This window comes from Streptomyces sp. NPDC058326 (assembly GCF_042879855.1).
GTDB lineage: Bacteria > Actinomycetota > Actinomycetes > Streptomycetales > Streptomycetaceae > Streptomyces.
Window position 1 is genome coordinate 150957 of the sequence record NZ_JBHVZO010000004.1, and the last position, 20791, is coordinate 171747.

The 20791-nt window shown below is 71.4% G+C and carries 19 protein-coding genes; 5 read left to right on the top strand and 14 right to left on the bottom strand.

What is annotated here, in order from left to right:
* The first annotated feature begins 56 nt into the window (after window positions 1-56).
* Together ACFVYX_RS09340 and ACFVYX_RS09345 are read left to right on the top strand one after the other, a co-directional pair.
* Window positions 57-764, top strand: a complete 708-nt coding sequence (locus ACFVYX_RS09340; RefSeq protein WP_389680747.1) for a L,D-transpeptidase family protein — start codon at window positions 57-59, stop codon at window positions 762-764.
* 84 nt (window positions 765-848) lie between these two features.
* A complete protein-coding gene (locus ACFVYX_RS09345) occupies window positions 849-1820 on the top strand; it encodes a sigma-70 family RNA polymerase sigma factor (RefSeq protein ID WP_389680748.1) in 972 nt (323 codons plus the stop codon).
* A 7-nt stretch (window positions 1821-1827) separates the two neighbouring features.
* Here the strand turns inward: ACFVYX_RS09345 and ACFVYX_RS09350 are convergent, their stop codons facing one another.
* A complete protein-coding gene (locus tag ACFVYX_RS09350; protein WP_389680749.1) occupies window positions 1828-2082 on the bottom strand; it encodes an STAS domain-containing protein in 255 nt (84 codons plus the stop codon).
* A gap of 87 nt (window positions 2083-2169) precedes the next feature.
* On the opposite strand from ACFVYX_RS09350, the gene ACFVYX_RS09355 reads away from it, so the two are divergent.
* Window positions 2170-2829 (top strand): HAD family hydrolase, encoded by a 660-nt coding sequence (locus tag ACFVYX_RS09355; protein ID WP_389680750.1) that lies wholly within the window; start codon window positions 2170-2172, stop codon window positions 2827-2829.
* 174 nt (window positions 2830-3003) lie between these two features.
* On the opposite strand, the gene ACFVYX_RS09360 is transcribed toward ACFVYX_RS09355, so the two are convergent.
* From ACFVYX_RS09360 to ACFVYX_RS09410, 11 genes are all read right to left on the bottom strand, one after another.
* A complete protein-coding gene (locus tag ACFVYX_RS09360; RefSeq protein WP_389680751.1) occupies window positions 3004-4281 on the bottom strand; it encodes a thymidine phosphorylase in 1278 nt (425 codons plus the stop codon).
* Window positions 4282-4363: 82 nt separating this feature from the next.
* Window positions 4364-4759 carry a cytidine deaminase gene (locus tag ACFVYX_RS09365; RefSeq protein ID WP_389680752.1) on the bottom strand — a complete coding sequence of 132 codons (396 nt, stop codon included), beginning with the start codon at window positions 4757-4759 and terminating at the stop codon, window positions 4364-4366.
* Complete coding sequence (locus tag ACFVYX_RS09370) at window positions 4756-6018, bottom strand: ABC transporter permease (protein ID WP_389680753.1); 1263 nt, start codon at window positions 6016-6018, stop codon at window positions 4756-4758. The genes ACFVYX_RS09365 and ACFVYX_RS09370 overlap by 4 nt, the downstream gene beginning before the upstream one ends.
* Window positions 6015-7133 (bottom strand): ABC transporter permease, encoded by a 1119-nt coding sequence (locus ACFVYX_RS09375; protein ID WP_389680754.1) that lies wholly within the window; start codon window positions 7131-7133, stop codon window positions 6015-6017. Before ACFVYX_RS09375 ends, ACFVYX_RS09370 begins: the two co-directional genes overlap by 4 nt.
* Window positions 7130-8842, bottom strand: a complete 1713-nt coding sequence (locus tag ACFVYX_RS09380) for an ABC transporter ATP-binding protein (RefSeq protein WP_389680755.1) — start codon at window positions 8840-8842, stop codon at window positions 7130-7132. The genes ACFVYX_RS09375 and ACFVYX_RS09380 overlap by 4 nt, the downstream gene beginning before the upstream one ends.
* Before the next feature lie 106 nt (window positions 8843-8948).
* On the bottom strand, window positions 8949-10001 hold the full coding sequence (locus ACFVYX_RS09385; RefSeq protein WP_389680756.1) for a BMP family protein: 1053 nt from the start codon (window positions 9999-10001) through the stop codon (window positions 8949-8951).
* Between the two features lie 485 nt (window positions 10002-10486).
* Window positions 10487-11707 (bottom strand): amidohydrolase, encoded by a 1221-nt coding sequence (locus ACFVYX_RS09390; protein ID WP_389680757.1) that lies wholly within the window; start codon window positions 11705-11707, stop codon window positions 10487-10489.
* Window positions 11708-11823: 116 nt separating this feature from the next.
* Window positions 11824-12828, bottom strand: a complete 1005-nt coding sequence (locus tag ACFVYX_RS09395) for a hypothetical protein (protein WP_389681115.1) — start codon at window positions 12826-12828, stop codon at window positions 11824-11826.
* Between the two features lie 107 nt (window positions 12829-12935).
* Window positions 12936-13829, bottom strand: coding sequence for an N-acetylneuraminate synthase family protein (locus ACFVYX_RS09400; RefSeq protein WP_389680758.1), 894 nt, complete (start codon window positions 13827-13829; stop codon window positions 12936-12938).
* 11 nt (window positions 13830-13840) lie between these two features.
* Entirely contained in the window at window positions 13841-15238 is a 1398-nt protein-coding gene (locus ACFVYX_RS09405; protein WP_389680759.1) for a cytidylyltransferase domain-containing protein, read from the bottom strand.
* Complete coding sequence (locus ACFVYX_RS09410; RefSeq protein WP_389680760.1) at window positions 15238-16527, bottom strand: DUF6716 putative glycosyltransferase; 1290 nt, start codon at window positions 16525-16527, stop codon at window positions 15238-15240. Before ACFVYX_RS09410 ends, ACFVYX_RS09405 begins: the two co-directional genes overlap by 1 nt.
* 219 nt (window positions 16528-16746) lie before the next feature.
* Between ACFVYX_RS09410 and ACFVYX_RS09415 the strand changes: the two genes are divergently transcribed.
* On the top strand, window positions 16747-17775 hold the full coding sequence (locus tag ACFVYX_RS09415; RefSeq protein WP_389680761.1) for a glycosyltransferase family 2 protein: 1029 nt from the start codon (window positions 16747-16749) through the stop codon (window positions 17773-17775).
* Complete coding sequence (locus ACFVYX_RS09420; protein WP_389680762.1) at window positions 17772-19088, top strand: polysialyltransferase family glycosyltransferase; 1317 nt, start codon at window positions 17772-17774, stop codon at window positions 19086-19088. Before ACFVYX_RS09415 ends, ACFVYX_RS09420 begins: the two co-directional genes overlap by 4 nt.
* Window positions 19089-19143: 55 nt before the next feature.
* Here the strand turns inward: ACFVYX_RS09420 and ACFVYX_RS09425 are convergent, their stop codons facing one another.
* Window positions 19144-19965 carry a MerR family transcriptional regulator gene (locus ACFVYX_RS09425; RefSeq protein ID WP_389680763.1) on the bottom strand — a complete coding sequence of 274 codons (822 nt, stop codon included), beginning with the start codon at window positions 19963-19965 and terminating at the stop codon, window positions 19144-19146.
* Window positions 19966-20002: 37 nt separating this feature from the next.
* On the bottom strand, window positions 20003-20659 hold the full coding sequence (gene leuE / locus ACFVYX_RS09430) for a leucine efflux protein LeuE (RefSeq protein ID WP_389680764.1): 657 nt from the start codon (window positions 20657-20659) through the stop codon (window positions 20003-20005).
* Between the last annotated feature and the right edge of the window lie 132 nt (window positions 20660-20791).

A 20791-nucleotide genomic window follows, 5' to 3' on the forward strand; every position in this document is an offset into this window, starting at 1 on the left:
CTGAGTCGCTCCCCCGGACGTCATAAGGCATAGGACTCAAGGGGGAGTTGACGATCATGAAGAGAATCACGGGTCGGATAGGCAGGAGAGCGGGCATCGCGGCCGGCCTCACCTCGCTGGTGGTGCCGATGACGATCGCGCTCGGCGCGGCTCCGGCGCAGGCGGCGTCCTGCAACGTGACGACGGGCCCGTACCAGAAGCAGGTGGAGAAGTTCCTCGGACGGACCGTCGACGGCCGTCAGTCGCTCGGCGACTGCCAGGCCATCCAGGCCTTCCAGCGCAAGCACGGCATCACCCCGACCATGGGGTACGCGGGGCCGCTCACCTGGCGCACGATGAACACGATGATCCAGCAGAAGGCGGCGGGCACCAACCCCAACAAGGACCGCAAGTGTCCGACGAACCGGGGCCGGATCGCCTGTGTCGACCTGACCCGCCAGCTGAGCTGGATCCAGGACGGCTCCCGCCTCAAGTACGGTCCCGTGCCGGTCCGTACGGGCAAGGACGGCACCGAGACGCGTACCGGATCGAAGAAGATCTACTGGCGGAACATCAACCACTGGTCGACGATCTACCACGTCTCCATGCCGTACGCGCAGTTCTTCGACGGCGGCCAGGCCTTCCACTCGACCACCAAGTCCATGTGGAACCCGCCGGGCTCGGGCGGCTGCGTCAACATGCGCCCGTCCGACGCCAAGGCGTACTGGAACCTGCTCAGGAACGGCGACGACGTCTTCGTCTACGGACGGAAGCCGGGAACCTGACCCGGACTGTCAGTCCGCTGCGGTAGCTTCCCTCTCACCGGCACCGAACGGGTGCCGGTGAGGGGTGAGTGGGGTGTGGACCCGATGAGTGACGCCGCGACCGCGACGACCGACGAACTCGACAAGTACCGCAGGGAGCTGACCGGTTACTGCTACCGGATGCTCGGCTCGTCCTTCGAGGCGGAGGACGCGGTGCAGGACACGATGGTACGGGCCTGGAAGGCCATCGACTCCTTCGAGGGCCGCTCGTCGCTGCGGTCCTGGCTGTACCGGATCGCCACCAACGTCTGCCTCGACGCGCTGAACGCGGGCAACAAGAGGGCACGGCCGATGGATCTGACCTCCCCCACGCCGGTCGCGCAGGCGCAGCTCGTCAAGCAGCCGGAGATCACCTGGCTGGAGCCGATCCCCGACGGCCGGGTGCTGCCCTCGGTCGCCGACCCGGCGGAGACGGCCGTCTCCCGGGAGACCGTGCGGCTCGCGTTCGTCGCCGCGCTCCAGCACCTGCCGCCCAAGCAGCGGGCGGTGCTCATCCTGCGCGAGGTGCTCGCCTGGAAGGCGAGCGAGGTCGCGGAGCTCCTCGACACCACCGTCGCCTCGGTCAACAGCGCCCTCCAGCGGGCCCGCGCGACCCTGGCCGAGCAGGCGCCGGCCACCTCCGACCCGGCGAACCCGCTGGACGAGGAGCAGAAGGCGCTCCTGGAGCGGTATGTCGCCGCCTTCGAGGGCTACGACATGAAGGCGCTGACCGCGCTCCTCCACGAGGACGCGACCATGTCCATGCCGCCGTACGACCTGTGGCTCCAGGGTCACGACGACATCGTGGGCTGGATGCTGGGCGTCGGCGAGGTCTGCTCCGGCTCGAAGCTGGTGCCGACCGTGGCGAACGGCTCCCCGGCGTTCGCGCAGTACCACCCGGACCCGGCGGGCGGCTTCGCTCCGTGGGCGCTGATCGTCCTGGAGCTGCGGGACGGGAAGGTCGCGGGGATGGACTTCTTCCTGGACACCGAGCGCTGGTTCCCGCTCTTCGACCTGCCCGCCAGGCTAGAGGCCTAGGGCCTGCTCAGACAGGCCCTAGGGTCTCGCCGATCCCGGTCAGCCGGAGCAGGGCCCGCAGGTCGGCTCCTGCTCCGTGGAAGCGGATGCGGTGGCCGCGTCGGCCGGCTTCGAGTCTCAGCCGGGCGAGGGCGTCGACGGCGGCGAGGTCGGCGCGGACGAGGGCGCCGACCTCGCAGACCACCTCTCCGGGCGGGGCGGCGGCGAGCTCGGCACAGAGCCGCGCCACCTCGTCCCGGGTCGGGCAGGCGGTCAGGGTCACGACAAGCGGTTGACTGGGGTCCACGTCCGTTGAGACCGGGCGGGAGGTGAGAACTCATCGCGGGCCCGTGTCGCTAGGCTCTGGATCATGACTCACGAGCCTGTCGAACTGGTGATCTTCGACTGTGACGGCGTTCTGGTGGACAGCGAGAAGATCTACTGCCGCGTGGACCGGGAGGTGTTCGCCACGCTCGGGGCGGACTTCACCGAGGCGGAGATGGTGGAGCACTTCGTCGGCTCCTCCCACGAACTGCTCACCTCCATCCTGGAGGAGCGCATCGGCCGCCCCCTGGCGCCCGGGTGGAACGCGCCTTTCCGGCAGCGGTACGAGGACGCCCTGGACGCGGAACTGACGGCCGTGGAGGGCGTCACGGACGTCCTGGACACCCTGCCGCTCCCGTACTGCCTCGCCTCCAACGGCAGCCACGCCAGCATCGGCAGGAACCTCACGCGCGCGGGCCTGATCGACCGCTTCGAGGGCCGGATGTTCAGCGCCCGCGACGTCGCCCGCGGCAAGCCCGCCCCGGACCTCTTCCTGCACGCGGCGGCCACGATGGGCGTGCCGCCCGAGCGCTGCGCGGTCGTGGAGGACAGTCCGTACGGCGTCCAGGCGGCCCGCGCGGCCGGGATGCGGGCCTTCGGTTACGTGGGCGGTCTGTCCCGGGCGGAGCGGCTCGCCGGCCCCCGGACGGTGGTCTTCGAGCACATGCGGGAGCTGCCGGGGCTGCTGGGGGCGGCACTCAACTGACGGGGAGCTCGGCGGTGTCGAGGGTGAGGTGACCCCGGCGACGAGTGATCGACGGTGAGTGCGCTCATGGCGGTCTCCTCTGTCGGTGCGTCACCGATCCCAGCATGCCGAACGGGACCGGTGGGGGTCCATCGGTCCCGTTCACCCGAAGGTGTCAGAGGTATATGCCCCGCCTCAGGCGATGCGGTCCAGGACGATCGGGTTCGGGGTGAAGGCCGTGCCCTCGGCCGCGATGTCCCAGGCGGCGTCCAGGGACTTCAGGGCGTAGTCGAACTTCTCCGGCGTGTCCGTGTGGAGGGTGAGCAGCGGCTGGCCCGCCGTCACCGTGTCACCCGGCTTGGCGTGGAGCTCGACGCCCGCGCCCGCCTGCACCGGGTCCTCCTTGCGGGCGCGGCCCGCGCCGAGCCGCCAGGCGGCGATGCCGATGTCGTACGCGTCGAGGCGGGTGAGGACGCCGGTCGACGGGGCCGTGACGACGTGCTGCTCGCGGGCGACCGGGAGGGCCGCGTCCGGGTCGCCGCCCTGGGCCGCGATCATCCGGCGCCAGTGGTCCATCGCCGAGCCGTCGGCCAGCGCCTTCGCCGGGTCCGCGTCCTTGATGCCGGCCGCTTCGAGCATCTCGCGGGCCAGCGCGATCGTCAGCTCGACGACGTCCGCCGGGCCGCCGCCCGCGAGGACCTCGACGGACTCGCGGACCTCGAGCGCGTTGCCCGCGGTGAGGCCGAGCGGGGTGGACATGTCGGTGAGCAGGGCCACCGTCTTCACGCCGCTGTCGGTGCCGAGGCCGACCATCGTGGAGGCCAGCTCACGGGCGTCCTCGATGTTCTTCATGAAGGCGCCGGTGCCGACCTTCACGTCGAGGACCAGCGAGCCCGTACCCTCGGCGATCTTCTTCGACATGATGGACGAGGCGATCAGGGGGATGGCCTCCACCGTGCCCGTGACGTCGCGGAGCGCGTAGAGCTTCTTGTCCGCCGGGGCCAGGCCGTCGCCCGCCGCGCAGATCACCGCGCCCGTGGTGTCGAGGACGTGCAGCATCTCCTCGTTGGAGAGCAGCGCCCGCCAGCCCGGGATGGACTCCAGCTTGTCGAGGGTTCCGCCGGTGTGGCCGAGGCCGCGGCCGGAGAGCTGGGGGACGGCCGCGCCGCAGGCGGCGACGAGCGGGGCGAGCGGGAGGGTGATCTTGTCGCCGACGCCGCCGGTGGAGTGCTTGTCGGCGGTGGGGCGGGAGAGGGAGTCGAAGTTCATGCGCTCGCCGCTGGCGATCATCGCGGCGGTCCAGCGGGCGATCTCCGCGCGGTTCATGCCGTTCAGCAGGATGGCCATGGCCAGGGCGGACATCTGCTCGTCGGCGACCGCACCACGGGTGTACGCGTCGATGACCCAGTCGATCTGCTCCGGGCTCAGCTCGCCCTTGTCCCGCTTCGTGCGGATGACGGAGATGACGTCCATGAGGTGGTTCCTCTTTCTACGCGCATAGAGGGGGAAGGGGGGAGCGACCCTCCCATCGTGCCGGAAGGGCCGCTCCGAAGTGCTACTTGGTGAGGTGGTCCGGGCCGAACGCCTGCGGCAGCATCTCGGCCAGCGTCAGGAACCCGGCGGGCGTCTCCAGGACGAGCTCGGGGCCGCCGAACTCGTACAGGAGCTGCCGGCACCGGCCGCACGGCACGAGGGACTCGCCCCGGCCGTCGACGCACACGAAGTGGGTCAGCCGGCCGCCGCCCGTGGCCTGGAGCGCCGAGACGAGACCGCACTCGGCGCACAGGCCCAGGCCGAAGGAGGCGTTCTCCACGTTGCAGCCGGAGACCACCCGGCCGTCGTCGACGAGAGCCGCCGCGCCGACCGGGTACTCCGAGTACGGGGCGTACGCGTGGGACATGGCCTCCCTGGCGGTCTCCCGGAGGAGGTCCCAGTCGGGCGCCGTCGTCACTTGCCCTGGCCCTTCCGGTACGGCAGTCCGTCCGCCTTGGGCATGCGCAGGCGCTGCGCCGACAGGGCGAGCACGAGCAGGGTGGTGATGTACGGGGCGGCGTCGACGAACTGGCTCGGGACCTCGTCGGTCAGCGCGTACCAGAGGAAGAAGCCGGCGGAGAAGGCGGCCGCGACCACACCGGCCACGTACTTCTTCTTGTACAGCTGCCACACGGCGGCGATCACCAGGAGCACGGCGACGAGCAGCAGCAGCGCGTGGACGTTCTCGGCGCCGCCGCGCAGCTTGAGGCTGTCGGTGAAGCCGAAGAGGCCGGCGCCGAGCGCCATGCCGCCGGGCATCCAGTTGCCGAAGATCATCGCGGCGAGACCGATGTAGCCGCGGCCGCCGGTCTGGCCCTCCTGGTAGATGCCGGTGGCGACGATCGCGAGGAACGCGCCGCCGAGACCGGCGAGGGCGCCGGAGACGGTGACGGCGATGTACTTGTACTTGTAGACGTTCACGCCGAGGGACTCGGCCGCGACCGGGTTCTCACCGCAGGAGCGCAGCCGCAGGCCGAAGGCCGTGCGCCACAGCAGCCACCAGGTGGCCGGGATGAGCAGCAGGGCGACGAGCGTCAGCAGCGACAGGTTGGTGACGAGGCCGCCGAGGATGCCGGCCAGGTCGGAGATCAGGAACCAGTGTTTGCCCTGGAGATCGGAGAGCCAGTCGGACATCCCTGGGATCGTGATCTTGGTGATCTGGTCGATGCGCGGGGACTGCTTGGAGGAGCCGCCCTCGGCCTCGGCGAACGTGAAGTTCGACAGGTACTGGGTGAAGCCGACCGCGAGGATGTTGATCGCCACACCGGAGACGATGTGGTTCACGTTGAACGTGACGGTGATGATCGCGTGCAGCAGACCGCCGAGCGCGCCGCCGAGGAGACCGAAGAGGACGCCCACCCAGGGGCCCCACTGGTACCCGGCCCAGGCGCCGAACCAGGTGCCGAGGACCATCATGCCTTCGAGGCCGATGTTGACGACGCCCGCGCGCTCGGCCCAGAGACCGCCGAGACCGGCGAGGCCGATCGGGACGGCGAGCTGGAGCGCACCGGAGACCTGGCCCACGGAGGTGAGGTCGTTGGCCCCGGAGACGGCCCGTACGAGGGAGAAGAGCAGGAGACCGGCCGCGACGATCAGCATGATCCACGGCAGGGTGAGCTTGCGGCGTCCGCCGCCCTTGGGCGCGGCGCTCGGCTTGGTGACAGTGCCGGTGCTCATGCCGAGACCTCCTTGTCGGTCTTGATGGCGCCGCCGGCGGCGAGTTCCTCGCCGACCTTCTGCTGCTGGCGGCGGAGGCCGTAACGGCGGACGAGCTCGTAGGAGACGACGACCGCGATCACGATGATGCCCTGCATGATCTTGGTGATCTCCTTCGGATAGCCCTCGGTGTCCAGCGACGAGGAGGCCTTGTCGAGGAACGCGAAGAGCAGCGCCGCGAAGAAGATGCCGACCGGGTGGTTACGGCCGAGCAGGGCGATGGTGATGGCGGTGAAGCCGACACCGACGGGGAAGTCGAGGCTGTACGTGTGGGACTCGCCGAGCAGCGTCGGCATGCCGGCGAGACCGGCGAGCGCGCCCGACAGCAGCATCGAGGTGAGGATCATCTTCTTGGCGTCGACGCCGCTGGCCTGGGCGGCGGACTCGCTGGCGCCGGTGGCGCGCAGGTCGAAGCCGAACCGGGTGCGGTTGAGGACGAACCAGTAGACGACGCCGAGGGCGAGCGCGACGAACGTGAAGCCGTAGATGACTCCGTTGCCCTCGCCCATGTCGATGCCGGGGAACCAGCCGGACTCGGAGATCTCACCGGTGGTGAGGTTGTTCGAACCCTCCGGCTGGACGCCGAAGTTCTTCGGCAGGATCAGCCAGGCCACCAGCGAGGTCGCGATGGCGTTCAGCATGATCGTCGAGACGACCTCGGAGACACCGCGGGTGGTCTTCAGGATGCCGGCGATGCCGGACCAGAAGGCACCGGTCAGCATCGCGACGAGCACGATGAGCAGGATGTGCAGCGGGCCGGGCAGCTCGACCGAGGCGCCGACGAGGGCCGAGACCATCGCGGCGAGCCGGTACTGGCCGTCGACACCGATGTTGAACAGGTTCATCCGGAAGCCGATGGCGACGGCCAGGGCTGCCAGGTAGTAGATCCCGGTCTGGTTGACGATCAGGACCTGGATGTCCGAGTACGCCGCGTTGTCGATCATCAGCGTGATCGGCTCGATCGGGTCGAGACCCGTCGCGAGCAGCACCAGGACGGTGAGCACGAACGAGGAGACCAGCGCGAGCACCGGTCCCGCCGCGCCCAGGATCAGCTTGTCCTTGTCGAATTTCATCATCGGGCGTCACCGTCTCCGGGCTGCTCTTCGTTGCCTTCGAGGTGACCGCTGGCCGCGCCGGTCATGGCGGAGCCCAGCTCCTCGGGCGTGATGGTGGCGGGGTCGGCGTCGGCGACGAGCCTGCCGCGGTACATGACCCGGAGGGTGTCGGAGAGACCGATCAGCTCGTCGAGGTCGGCGGAGATCAGCAGCACCGCGAGGCCCTCGCGGCGGGCGTCCCGGATCGCGTCCCAGATCTGCGCCTGCGCGCCGACGTCCACACCACGGGTGGGGTGGGCGGCGATCAGGAACTTGGGGGCGTGGCTCATCTCGCGGCCGACGATCAGCTTCTGCTGGTTGCCGCCGGAGAGGGAGGCCGCGGTCACGTCGATGCCGGGGGTGCGCACGTCGTACTCGCGCACGATCCGCTCGGTGTCCTTGCGGGCCGCCTTCGGGTCGAGGACGCCGCGCTTGGAGTTGGGCGCCTCGGTGACGTGGCCGAGGATGCGGTTCTCCCAGAGCGGCGCTTCGAGGAGCAGGCCGTGGCGGTGGCGGTCCTCGGGGATGTAGCCGATGCCGCCCTCGCGGCGCTTGCGCACCGAGACCTTGGAGATGTCCTTGCCGTCGAGGGAGATGACGCCCGCGTCGGGAGTCGCCATGCCCATGAGGGCCTCGATGAGCTCCGTCTGGCCGTTGCCCTCGACGCCCGCGATGCCGAGGATCTCGCCCTTGTGGATCGTGAGGGAGATGTCGTCGAGGAGCTTGCGGCCCGCCGCGGCCTCCTCACGGACGGTGGCCGCGCTCGACGGGTCCGGCGGGGCGGCGGTCGTCAGCGGGGCCGCCGCGCCTCCGCCCTCGACGAGGGTGAGCCCCTCGACCTTGAGCATAGGGACGGTCGTGACCGTCGACTCGCGGGTCTCCGGCGAGGGCAGTTCGCTGCCGACCATCAGCTCGGCGAGCTGCTTGGTGGTGGCGGTCTTCGGGTCGGCGGTGCCGACGGTGGTGCCCCGGCGGATGACGGTGATGTCGTCGGCGACCTTCAGGACCTCGCCCAGCTTGTGCGAGATGAAGATGACGGTCAGGCCCTCGGACTTGAGCTCGCGCAGGTTGTCGAAGAGCGCGTCGACCTCCTGCGGGACGAGCACGGCGGTCGGCTCGTCGAGGATGAGGATCTTGGCGCCGCGGTAGAGGACCTTGAGGATCTCCACGCGCTGGCGGTCGGCGACTCCGAGGTCCTCGACGAGGGCGTCGGGGCGGACCCCGAGGCCGTACGCGTCGGAGATCTCCTGGATCTTCCGCCGCGCCTTGGCGCCGATGCCGTAGAGCTTCTCGCCGCCGAGGACGACGTTCTCCAGGACGGTGAGGTTGTCGGCGAGCATGAAGTGCTGGTGCACCATGCCGATGCCGCGCGCGATGGCGTCACCGGGGCTGGAGAAGGTGACCTGCTCGCCGTCGACGGCGATGGTGCCCTCGTCGGGCTTCTGCATGCCGTAGAGGATCTTCATGAGGGTCGACTTGCCGGCACCGTTCTCGCCGATGAGGGCGTGCACGGTGCCCTTGCGGACCGTGATGGCGATGTCCCTGTTGGCGACGACGCCGGGGAATCGCTTGGTGATGCCGTGCAGTTCTACGGCAGGGGGGCTGGACGCGTTGATGACGCACTCTCCTTGGCCGGAAGGAGTGGGAGCGGGAGGGCAGGGCGGGGCGAAGTTATCGTGCCAGGGAGACATCTACACGCGTAGCGCTGCCGGAAAGTGAAAACCTGTACGGGAACGGGGCCCGGCTCCGGTGGGGGTCCCACCGTTGCCGGGCCCTGAGGTCGGTGACCTGCTGTCCTTACGGAGCGGTCTTGACCGTGATCTTGCCGTCGACGATGTCCTTCTTCGCCTTCTCCACGGCGGCGGTGACATCGGTCATCTTCTTGTACGCCGGGTTGGAGTCGGAGAGGCCGACACCGTCCGCGGCGAGGCCGTAGCGGATCTCACCGGTCTGCGGCTTGCCGTCCTTGACCGACTTGATCAGGTTGAAGACGGAGTCGGAGACGTCCTTGGTGACCGAGGTCAGGATGTGCTCCTTGTAGGAGGACAGACCCGCCTGCTTGTACTGGTCGGAGTCGACGCCGATGGCCCACTTGCCGGCGGACGCGGCGGCCTCGATCGAGCCGGAACCGGCCAGACCGGCGGCGGCGTAGATCACGTCGGCGCCCTTGTCGAGCTGGCCCTGCGCGGCGGCCTTGCCGAGGTCGGGCTTCGAGAAGCCGTCGAAGTTCGGCGGCTGGGTCAGGTACTGGACGAGCACCTTCGCCTTGGGGTTGGTGTCCTTGACGCCCTGCGCGAAGCCCGCCTCGAACTTCTTGATCAGCGGGACCTCGACACCACCGATGAAGCCGACCGTGCCGGTCTTGGACGCCTTGGCGGCGGCGACGCCGGCCAGGTAGGAGCCCTGCTCCTCGTTGAAGACGAGGTTGGCGATGTTCGGGCCGGTCTTCGACGTGTCGTCGATGAGGCCGAAGGTGGTCTTCGGGTAGGCCTTGGCGACCTTCTCGATCGCCGGCGCGTAGGCGAAGCCGACGCCGATGACCGGGTTGTTGCCGGCGCGGGCGAGCGCGGTGAGGCGCTGGACCTTGTCGGCGTCGCCCTCACCCTCGGAGGGCTCGGCCTCGGAGCCCTTGACGCCGAGCTCGTCCTCGGCCTTCTTCAGGCCCGCGTAGGCGGCGTCGTTGAAGGACTGGTCGCCACGGCCGCCGATGTCGTACGCGATGGCGGCCTTGGCGGCCTTCGAGTCCGTCCCGGAGCCGGAGTCGTTCGAAGACTTGCCACACGCGGTGGCGGAGAGGGCGAGCGCCGCGGAGGCGATGCCCACGGTCGTGATCCTGGTGATCCGGCGCAAGAGGAGGGTCCCTTCAAGACTGACCGAAAGCGCCTCTTCCGGCGCTGGTTTCGCGGCGATCGTAACGCGCGTAGATGTCAGTTAAAGACCCGTTCATGAGTCGTTATCGGATCGTCGCGAACCGGCCAGTCGAGGCGACCGGGGGCGTTCGGCCCGGTACGGCCGGTTATACCGCCGCGAAGGGGCGGCGGGACAGGGGCCGGGGCGCGCCGCGCCGGGCGGTGGGCCGAAGGGGGGACGGCGGTCGGCCGGACGGATGAGGGGGCCCGTCCGGCCGGAGCCAGGACTTCGGCGTGGCGTCGGTGTGGATCCGGGAGTGGCGCCGGTCCGGGCCGGGGAGCGCCGCCGTGAAGGGCGTGGAGCGGCGTCGATCAGGACGGGGAAGCGCTGCCGTCGGGGGCGGGGAGCGGCGTCGATCAGGGCCGGGGAGCGCTGCCGGTCAGGACCGGGGAGCGCTGTCGATCAGGACCGGGGAGCGCTGCCGGTCAGGACTGCGGGGCGGCGTCGATCAGGGCCGCGGCCGTGAAGAGTTCCACCGCCGTCTCGATGCAGCGCTCGTCCACGTCGAAGTCGCCGGCGTGCAGGTCGCGGACCCGGCTGTCGCCGGGGGTGCGGACGCCGAGACGGGCCATGGCGCCGGGGACGTGCTCCAGGTACCAGGAGAAGTCCTCGCCGCCGAGGCTCTGCTCGGTGTCCTCGATCGCGTGCGTTCCCCGGCGGGCGGCCATGGCGTCGTGGAGCAGCTCGGTGACGCCCGGGTCGTTGACGACCGGGGGGACGCCTCGGACGTAGTTCACGGTCGACTTCGCGCGGTGCAGGGTCGCGATCTCGTCGATCGCCGCGTGGACCAGGTCCGGGGCCTCTCGCCAGGTCGGCAGGTCGAGGCAGCGGACGGTGCCGGAGAGCTCGGCGTGCTGGGGGATGACGTTGGGCGCGTGGCCGGACTCGATGCGGCCCCAGGTCACCGAGAGGCCCGAGCGGGCGTCGACGCGGCGGGCCAGGACGGCGGGGACGTCGGTGGCGACCCTGGCGGCGGCGGTGACGAGGTCGGTGGTGAGGTGCGGCCGTGCGGTGTGGCCGCCGGGCCCGTCGAGGGTGACTTCGAGCCGGTCGCAGGCGGAGGTGATGGGGCCGGCGCGGAGCCCGATCTTCCCGGCGTCCACGCGAGGGTCGCAGTGGAGGGCGATGATCCGGCCCACTCCGTCCAGGACCCCGGCCGCGACGGCGTCGGCGGCGCCGCCGGGGAGGACCTCCTCGGCGGGCTGGAAGATCAGCCGCACGGCGTTGGGCAGCAGCCCCTGCCGGTCGAGTTCGGCGAGGACGAGTCCGGCGCCCAGGACGGTGGTGGTGTGGACGTCGTGACCGCAGGCGTGGGCGCGGTTGGGCACGGTGGACCGGTAGGAAACCGTCTTGACGTCGGGGATCGGCAGCGCGTCGAGGTCGGCGCGGATCGCCAGCATGGGCCGGCGGTGGTCCGGGGTGCCGATGTCACAGATGAGCCCGGTGCCGGCCGGCAGGACCTTCGGCGCGAGGCCGGCCGCTTCGAGGCGGGCCTTGAGCGCGGCGGTCGTACGGAACTCCTGGTTCCCGAGCTCCGGGTGCATGTGTACGTCCCTGCGGAAGGCGATCAGCTCGACGCGCAGGGGATCGGACAGCGTTCCGGGCAGGGTGACGGAGCCTGGCTCACGGGACTTCAACTGGTTCACCTTTTGAAGGGTAGGCCTTCAGACAGGTCAACTGCCCGTTGATCACGAAAACTTCAACCCGTTAGGGGAAAGAAACTTCGTTCACCAGGCATGAAGGCCTTCCGGTGTGGGTAGGCTCACCCGAATTCGAGCCGGTCCGTGGGGTTCACCGCCCGGGCGGTGAGCCGGTCGACCTCGTGGGCCGCGGTCCCCGCCACCCCGGACAGGAATCCCTGGGCCCGCGGTGAGGCGCTCTCCCGCAGCCACTCCGGCGCGATCTCACAGACCGCCACCTTCACACCCGTCCCGGCGAGGGCCAGCGGCAGGGTGTGCACGACCGTGGACGGGAAGCTGACGATCGTACGGCCCACGGGGCCGCGCCGGGCGATCAGCTCAAGGGGCAGTTCGGGCCGGACCACCTGCAGGCCCGTCTCGACCGCGATCCGGTGCAGCTTCTCGGCGCTCTCCCTGCGGTGCGCGAAGTAACGGGTGGCGCCGTGGGTGCGGGCGAGCTCCCCCACCACCCGGTCGTAGTGGCCGGCGTCGACCACCCCCGTCTCGACCAGCGAGGTGCCGACCAGGTCCGCGCCGCCGGTGAGCAGCGGCGGGCCGAAGCGGGTGCGGGTCCAGGCGAAGGAGTTCTCGGTGACCGTGATGCCCTCGGGGGCCTCCACGGGCAGCGAGGTGAAGATCTCGACCGTACGGCCCCGGGCCGGAGCGAGGCGCCGCCGGGCGAGGGAGGTCACCGGGGCGAGCACCAGCTCGCGCGGACCGAGGCTGCCCTTGCGGTGCCACCGCACCAGGCGCTCGCCCCGGCCGATCTGGGCGGCGAACTCCATGGTGGCGGTGCCGTCGTCGACCACCGTCAGGTGCCGGGGGCCGAACAGCGTCAGGAGCAGCTGGACGTACCGGGAGAACGGGTCACCGATGATCACCCGTTCCGCCGAGCGCAGCGGCCGGGCGAGCTGCCGCAGGGTGCGGGCCAGCGCGCCCCGGCCGCCGCGGGCCTCCTGCCAGTGGACGGTGAGGCCCTCGTCGCGGGCCAGCTGGGCCATCCGGCGCAGCTGGCCACGCGACATGGGGTCGGTCGGCGAGAGCACGACGACCGTGAGGGGGGGTGCGGCGTCCGCCGAACCGGGCATGCCGGTGGGAGCGGTGCGGGGCGCGCCCGGGGCGGGTGCCCGGGTGTGCGCCCATTCCAGGACGTTGAGGAGCTGGACCGGGCTCTCGACGAACGCCAGCTGCCCGGTCATGCGGCGACGAGCCCCTGGACCCGGCGGAGCTTCTTCATCGGGCCGAGCTCCGACTCGTAGACCTTCTTGACACCGTCACCGAGGGCGGCCTCGATCGTCCGGATGTCACGGACCAGGCGCTGGAGGCCCTGCGGCTCGACGGAGGCGGCCTGGTCGGAGCCCCACATGGCGCGGTCGAGGGTGATGTGGCGCTCGACGAAGGTGGCGCCGAGGGCGACGGCCGCGAGGGTGGTCTGGAGGCCGGTCTCGTGGCCGGAGTAGCCGATCGGGACGTTCGGGTACTCCTCCTGGAGCGTCTGGATGACGCGCAGGTTGAGCTCCTCGGCCTTGGCCGGGTACGTCGAGGTGGCGTGGCAGAGCAGGATGTTCGCGCTGCCGAGGACCTCGACGGCGTGGCGGATCTGCGCCGGGGTGGACATGCCGGTGGAGAGGATCACCGTACGGCCGGTGGCGCGCAGCGAGCGGAGCAGCTCGTCGTCGGTGAGGGACGCGGAGGCGACCTTGTGGGCGGGGACGTCGAACTTCTCCAGGAAGGCGACGGCCTCGGTGTCCCACGGGGAGGCGAACCAGTCGATGCCGCGCTTCCTGCAGTGCTCGTCGATGGCCCGGTACTGGGTCTCGTCGAACTCGACGCGGTGGCGGTAGTCGATGTACGTCATCCGGCCCCAGGGCGTGTCGCGCTCGATGTCCCACTGGTCGCGCGGGGTGCAGATCTCCGGGGTGCGCTTCTGGAACTTGACGGCGTCGCAGCCGGCCTCGGCGGCGACGTCGATCAGGGCGAAGGCGTTGTCGAGGTCACCGTTGTGGTTGATGCCGATCTCGCCCGTGATGTAGACGGAGTGGCCGGGGCCCGCGGTCTTGTCGCCGAGGGTGCGGAGGCGGGTGTTCATGGTGCAGGTCCTTAGGAGTTGGGGGTGTTGAGCTCGGGTCCGAGGAGCCAGGCGGCGATCTCGCGGATCGCGCCGGAGCCGCCCGGGGTGACGGTGACCGCGCGGGCCGCGGCCCGTACGGAGTCGTGGGCGCTGCTCACCGCGACGGGCCAGCCGACGAGGTGGAAGCAGGGCAGGTCGTTGACGTCGTTTCCGGCGTAGAGCACGCGCTGCGGGTCGATGCCCTCGGCGTCGCACCACTCCTTGAGCGCCCGGTCCTTGCGGTCGATGCCGTGCAGGACGGGGATCTTGAGCTTGCGGGCGCGGGCGGCGACGACGGCGTTCTGCTCGGTGGAGAGGATGAGGACGGGGAGTCCGGCGCGGCGCAGGGCGGCGATGCCGAGGCCGTCGCCACGGTGGGCGGAGACGAACTCCCGTCCCTCCGCGTCGAGATGGACCCGGTCGTCGGTCTGCGTACCGTCGAAGTCGAGGACCACGGCGTCGATGTCGGCGAAGCCGGGCGTGGCCGGGGTGTCGAGCAGCGGCGCGAGGGCGCGGGCGCGGGCCAGGTCGTGCGGATCGTCGATCTCCAGGACCCGGGCGGGGTCGGTGGCGACGAGCGCGGTGCGGCCGAAGAAGCGGTGCTCGTGGGTACGGAACCCGGCCGCGTCCATGGCGTAGACGGCGCCGGTCTCCAGGTACTCGGGCTCCCGGTCCTGGCGGCGGGGGCGGTGTGCCTTGTCGTGGTTGACGCCGGTGGCGCCCTCCTCGACCGTCTCCCGCCAGAGGAAGCCGTGGGTGGGGGCCGCGGTGAAGGCCGTGTCGGCGGCGCCGGAGGTGACGCGCTCGGCGGTCTCGGCGACCTCGGCGGAGGTGAGGAAGGGGCTCGTGCACTGCACGAGGAGGACCACGTCGGCCGGGCGGCCGTGGCCGGCCTCGAAGGCGTCCATGGCGTGCAGGACCGCGGCCTCGCTGGTGGCGGTGTCGCCCGCGATCTCGGCGGGCCGCCGCACGGCCTCGGCACCGGCGGCGCGGGCGGCGGCCGCGATGCCGGCGTCGTCGGTGGAGACCAGGACGTGGGTGACTGGGCGGGCCGCGAGGCAGGCGCGGACGGCGCGGGTCACCAGGGGGACGCCGGCGACCGGGGCGAGGTTCTTGGCGGGGACGCCCTTGGAGCCGCCGCGCGCGGGGATCACGGCGAGCACGGTGGGCGCGGGCCTGGCGGCCGGGGTCGCGGAGGGTTCGGCCGCCGGAGTCACGGTGGTCTCGGTCGCCGGGGTCGCGGTGGGCTCGGTGGCCGTGGGCTCGGTGGCCGGCTCGGTGGCCGGGGTGACGGTGGGCTCCGTGGCCGGGGTGACGGTGGGCTCGGTGGCCGGGGTGGCCGTGGGCTCCGTGGCCGGCTTCGCGGGCGGCGTGGCGGGGGCGGTCATCAGAGTTCTCCCAGGCGGCGGATGACGGGCGCGACACGTTGCACGCCGTGGCGGTACGCGCCCCGCGCCGCCTCCCGGACGATCCGGCGGAGGCCGCTCTCGCGGGGCTCCGTCGCGGTGACGTCCAGGCGGTGGCGGGCGAGGATCCCGGGCAGGTAGCCGGGGGCCGTCTCCGCGGTGTAGTAGGGGGTGATCGGGGGCAGCGCGGGCAGCGCCAGGAGCTCGGCGACCCGGTCACGTGCCGCGTCGAAAGCCGCCTCGTACGGGCTGTCGGAGGCGACGCCCTGCCGGGCGAGCCAGGTCTCGTCGGGTACGGGCGCCGGCCCCTTGTCGAGGCCGTCGAAGGAGGCGAGCAGTCCGGAGCCGACGAAGTGGTGGTTGCCGAGCGCCTCGCGGACCCCGAGGTCGGTGAGGATCGCGGTCGGAATCCGGCGGTGGAGCGCTTCGAGGGCGGCCGTGGAGGAGACGGTGACCAGGAGGTCGGTCCGGTCGAGCACCTCGCCCATGTGCCCGTACACGAGCCTGAAGTTGGCGGGCGGGTCGAGCTCGCGGACCAGCTTCTGGAACGGGAACTCCTCCAGGTGCGTGGTGTGTTCGCCCGGCTTGGAGCGGAGCTTGAGCAGCACCTCGCGCCCCGGGTGGAGGCGGGCGTGCCCGATGAGGCGTCGCAGGACGTAGGCGCGTTCGGCCCGGGTCGCCGGTACGGAGGGCTGGGCGGCGAAGACCAGGGTGTCGCGGCCGGCCTCGGGGACGTACGGGGCGCCGCCGAGGAAGGGCAGCGCGGCCTCGACGACCGAGTCGGCCCCGGCTCCCACTCCCTCGTACACGGCGCGGAAACGCTCGGCGTCATGAAGGGAGTTGGCGAGGACGACGTCCGCGCCGTGGCGCAGCAGCAGGCCGTCGGTGAGCTTCTCGTAGACGACACCGACGTAACCGGTGACGATCACGGGGCGCCGGTCCAGGTCCAGATCGGCCAGGCCCTGGAGGACGGCCCGGGCGGTGCCGCCGACGAGGGCGAGCACAAGGACGTCGTAACCCTCGCCGCGCGTCTCCGCGTCCCGTACCGCACGCAGGAACTCCGCGCCCGTCACCTCGCGCGGGGTGGCCGTGGACACCCCGGTCTCGGTGAGCTGGCGGGGGGTGGGCGTCGCCCGTCCGCGCAGGACGAATCCGGTGGGTTCGGCGGTCGCCGTGGTGATGCGGCGCGCGGTGAGGGCGCCCCATTTCCACCGGGTGTCGGAGTCGGCGAGTACGGCGACCCGTACCGCTTCTCTGGTACTTGCTTGCACGCCGAGGACGCTAGAAGGGCATTCCGCTTTTCGGCCCAACTGAGTCACAACAAACGGTGAACAGAGCCTCTCCGCCCGCTGAAGTGGGTCGGGAACCGGACCCGAGAGGGCTGGATTCACGTGCGGGGAAAGGCGGTTAATCGGCCCGCCGCTTGGTGTTCACCGAATCGCCGCCCACCGGTCGGGGGGAATGCCGGGGCGGCGCCTAGCGTCGGCCGCGTGGTCAAGCTCTCCGTCGTCGTGCCGTTCTTCAACGTGCAGACATACGCCCCCGACACCCTCATGAGCCTGCGGGCCAACGCCCGGGAGGACTTCGAGTTCCTGCTTGTCGACGACTGCTCGTCGGACGGGACCCCGGAGCTCCTCGAACGGGCCGCGCGCGAGATCCCGGGTGCCGTCCTGATCAGGCACGAGCACAACGAGGGTCTCGCCACGGCCCGGAACACCGGGCTCGACGCCGCCCGCGGCGAGTACCTCACCTTCCTCGACGGGGACGACTGGCTCGCCCCCGGCTACTACTCCCGCCTGGTCGCCGCCGCCGAGGACCTCGGCTGCGACTTCCTGCGCACCGACCACGTCTCCGTCACCGGCCGGAACCGCGGCATCCGCCGGGTGCCGGTCCCCCGGCGCGGCGAGGCGCTGAACCCGCGGGACGCGATCCTGCCGGCGCACCGCACGACCTCCGTGGACTACCCGTACGCCTGGGCGGGGATCTACCACCGGCGGCTCCTCGACCGCGGCCTTCTGCACTTCCCGCACGGTCTGCGGACGGCCGAGGACCGGCCGTGGATCTGGCGGCTGCACCGGGAGGCGGAATCGTTCGCCGCGATCGGTGAACTCGGTGTCTTCTACCGGCGGGGGGTGGCGACGTCGCTCACCCAGATCGGTGATGTACGGCAATTGGATTTCATTCGCGCTTTCGACCAGGTGATCGAGGAAACCGCGAAGGACGCGGACGCGGATCTTCTTCTCCCGAAGGCCGTCCGCACCTATTGCGCGGTCATCTCCCATCACATCGGTTCGATCGGACGATTCGAGCCGGAGGTGGCGCGCCAGTTGAAGTCGATGAGCGCGGGGGCGCTGCGGCGGATGCCGCAGGGGGTCCTCGACGAGGCCCTGACGGCGATGGGCGGGGACCGCGCGACGCTGCTGCGCCGACTGCGCCGACGGCGCCCGGCGCCACCGCCGGCCCCGGGCGCGGGCTCGGGCGCGGGCGCCGGTTCGGCCTCCGCGGAGGTGGCCGCGTGAGCACCCGCCGGACGACCCAGATCTTCTGCGCCTCCACCCTCTACGGCGCTGTGACGCTCGCCGCCGCCCTGGACAGCGGCTGCTTCGGCACCGCCGACCGCCGGATCCTCCTCGTCACCAACAACGCGGCCGTGCCGGAGACCACCCCGGCCCTCGACGAGGCCGAGGGCTTCGACCGGCTGCGCGGCCGCTTCGACTCCGTCCTGTCCTGGAACGAGACGATCTCCCCGCTCCACCCGGGCGGCTGGACGCCGCGCCCGAGCGATCTGCCGATGCTCCAGCGTCATCTGCGGAAGCTCTGGAGCCTCGGCGACGACCGCGTCGAACTCGCCCTGGAATCGCTCCAGGTGACGCCCGCCCTGGCCATCGCCCAGCTGCTGCCCGAGGCGCCGATCACCGTGTACGCGGACGGGCTCATGAGCTACGGGCCGACCCGTAACAAGATCGACCCGCTGATCGGCGGACGCGTCGGCCGGCTGCTCCACCTCGACCTCGTCCCCGGGCTCGCGCCGCTGCTGCTCGCCGAGTTCGGGGCGGTGCCGGAGGCCGTACCGACGGAGGCGTTCACCAAGGTCGTCGAGGAGCTGGCCGGTGGCCCCGCCGGGTCCGAGGGCGGGCCCGCCCTGCTGCTCGGCCAGTACCTGGCGGCGCTCAACCTGCTGACCGTCGCCGAGGAGGAGGAGCTGCACCTGCGGATGGTCAGGGGCGCGGTCGCCCTGGGCCACCGGCGGCTGGTGTTCAAGCCGCACCCGACGGCCCCCGACGCCTGGTCGCGGACGCTGGTGCGCGCGGCGGAGGCGCTCGGTGCCGAGCTGACGGTCGAGGACCGGCCGGTGCTCGCCGAGGTCCTCTACGGCGAGCTGCGGCCCGCGCTCGTCGTCGGCTGCTTCTCCACGGCGCTGCTGACCGCGCGGACGTTCTACGGGCTGCCGGTCGCCCGTGTCGGCACGGGCACCCTCCTCGAACGGCTCACCCCGTTCCAGAACAGCAACCGCATCCCGCTCACGGTCGTGGACGCCGTCGTGCCGCCCCTGGAGGAAGGGGAGGCCGGTGTCGCCGAGGTCGGGGCGGCGGAGCTGAACGACCTGGTCGCGGCCGTCGGCTTCGCGATGCAGCCGAAGATACGGCCGGAGCTGCGGGAGCCGGCGGTACGGCATCTGTCGGGCCCGCTCGCCGAGCGCACCCGGCACCACTTCACCCGCCGCCGCCTCACCGTCCTCGACCTGCCCGGCGGCCTGCCGATCCCACGCCACCCGAAGGTCCGCCTTCTCGCCCGGCGCGCGCTGCGGCTGCGCAAGGCGCTCAAGAGATAGCGGATACGCCCGCCGGCCCGGGCCCCGTGCGGGGGGCCCGGGCCCGCGGGCGCGCTCAGGCGCGGACGATCGCCTCCTGGATCTCCGTCACCCACCGCGACCGGTCCTCCGGGCACTCCAGGTACAGCTCGCGGGCATAGCGCAGCGAGCGGTAGCCGTTGGCCTCGATCCAGCGGGCGAGGGTCTGGGCGGTCGGCAGGACGGTGTCCATCGAGCCCCGGTGGACGACGGTCGCCGCCTCCTCGATGCCGGGCAGGACGTGCACCTCGACGCCCTCCACGACCGTGCCCTCGGGGACGGTCATGGCGGCGTGCACGACGACCGAGCCGTCGCCCTTGCCCGCGTCCTCGTAGTACGCGATCCCCGGGCCGAACCCGGTGAGTCCCGCGGCCTCCAGGCGGCCGCACAACTCGTCGTACATCGGCCCGATGACCGGCCCGATGTCGTGGGGGCCGAAGCTCGCGGCGACCGCGCTCAGCTCGGCGACGCGCACGGCCGGGATCTTCTTGACGACGACGTCCTGGGTGGACATGCGTCCCTCGCTCTCGATGGCTCGGAGCCGCGCGCCGACCTGGGCGAGCCGGGCCCGCGCCTCCACCAGGGCCGCTTCGAGCTCGGCCTGGCGCAGTCGCAGCATGCCCCGCAGTTCGTCCGCGTCGATCGTGTCGTCGAGGATCGCCCCCACCTGTTCGAGAGTGAAGCCGAGGTCCTTGAGCGCGATGACGCGGTTGAGCCGGGCGAGCTGGTCCGCCGTGTAGAAGCGGTAGCCGCTGTGCGGGTCGACGTGGGCCGGGCGCAGCAGTCCGATGGCGTCGTAGTGGCGCAGCATCCGGACCGACACCCGCCCGTGCCGGGCGAAGTCTCCGATGGCAAACATGACGCTCCCTACGGAACGACCTCACACGGTGTCAGGGTCAAGCGGCGCTGCTGAGGGAGAGCTTCGCGGCGAAGCCGAGGAAGAGGGCGCCCGCGGCGGAGGTCGCGCCCGCCGAGAGCCGCCTGCGGCGCCGGAACGTGGCGGCGAGCCGCGTCCCGCCGAAGATCAGCATCGTGAGGTAGAGGAAGCTGCCGATCTCCAGGAGGGTGCCGAGGACCAGGAACGAGAGGGCCGGGTAGGCGTAGCCGGGGTCCACGAACTGCACGAAGAACGAGATCAGGAAGAGGATCGCCTTCGGGTTGAAGAGGCTGATGATCAGCGCCCTCCGGTACGGGTTCTCCCCCGGAACGGCCGGAGCCTGCGCCGTCTCCTCCGCGCTCTCCTCGTCCCGCCCGCGCCACATCTCCCAGGCCGCCCGCAGCATCCCGTACGCCATCCAGGCCAGGTAGCCCGCGCCCGCGTACTTGACGATCATGAAGAGGAGGGGCGTGGTCTGGAGCAGCGAGGCGGCGCCGAGCGCGGCGAGGGTCATGAGGACGGCGTCGCCGGTGAAGACACCGGCTGCGGCCTTGTACCCGGTCCGGGTGCCCTTGCGGGCCGCGACGGACAGCACGTACAGCGAGTTCGGCCCCGGCAGAAGGATGATGAGGACGAGGCCCACGAGGTAGGTCGGAAGATCGGTGACACCCAGCATGAGGCGGTGCCTAGCCCCACCGGCGGCGGAACGGCCACCCCGGAGGAGCAGCCGGGGGATCAGAGACGTGGGCGGGGGGTGTGGGGTGGCCCACACTACCCCCACGCGCCGCACGACGACCCCAACCAGGGC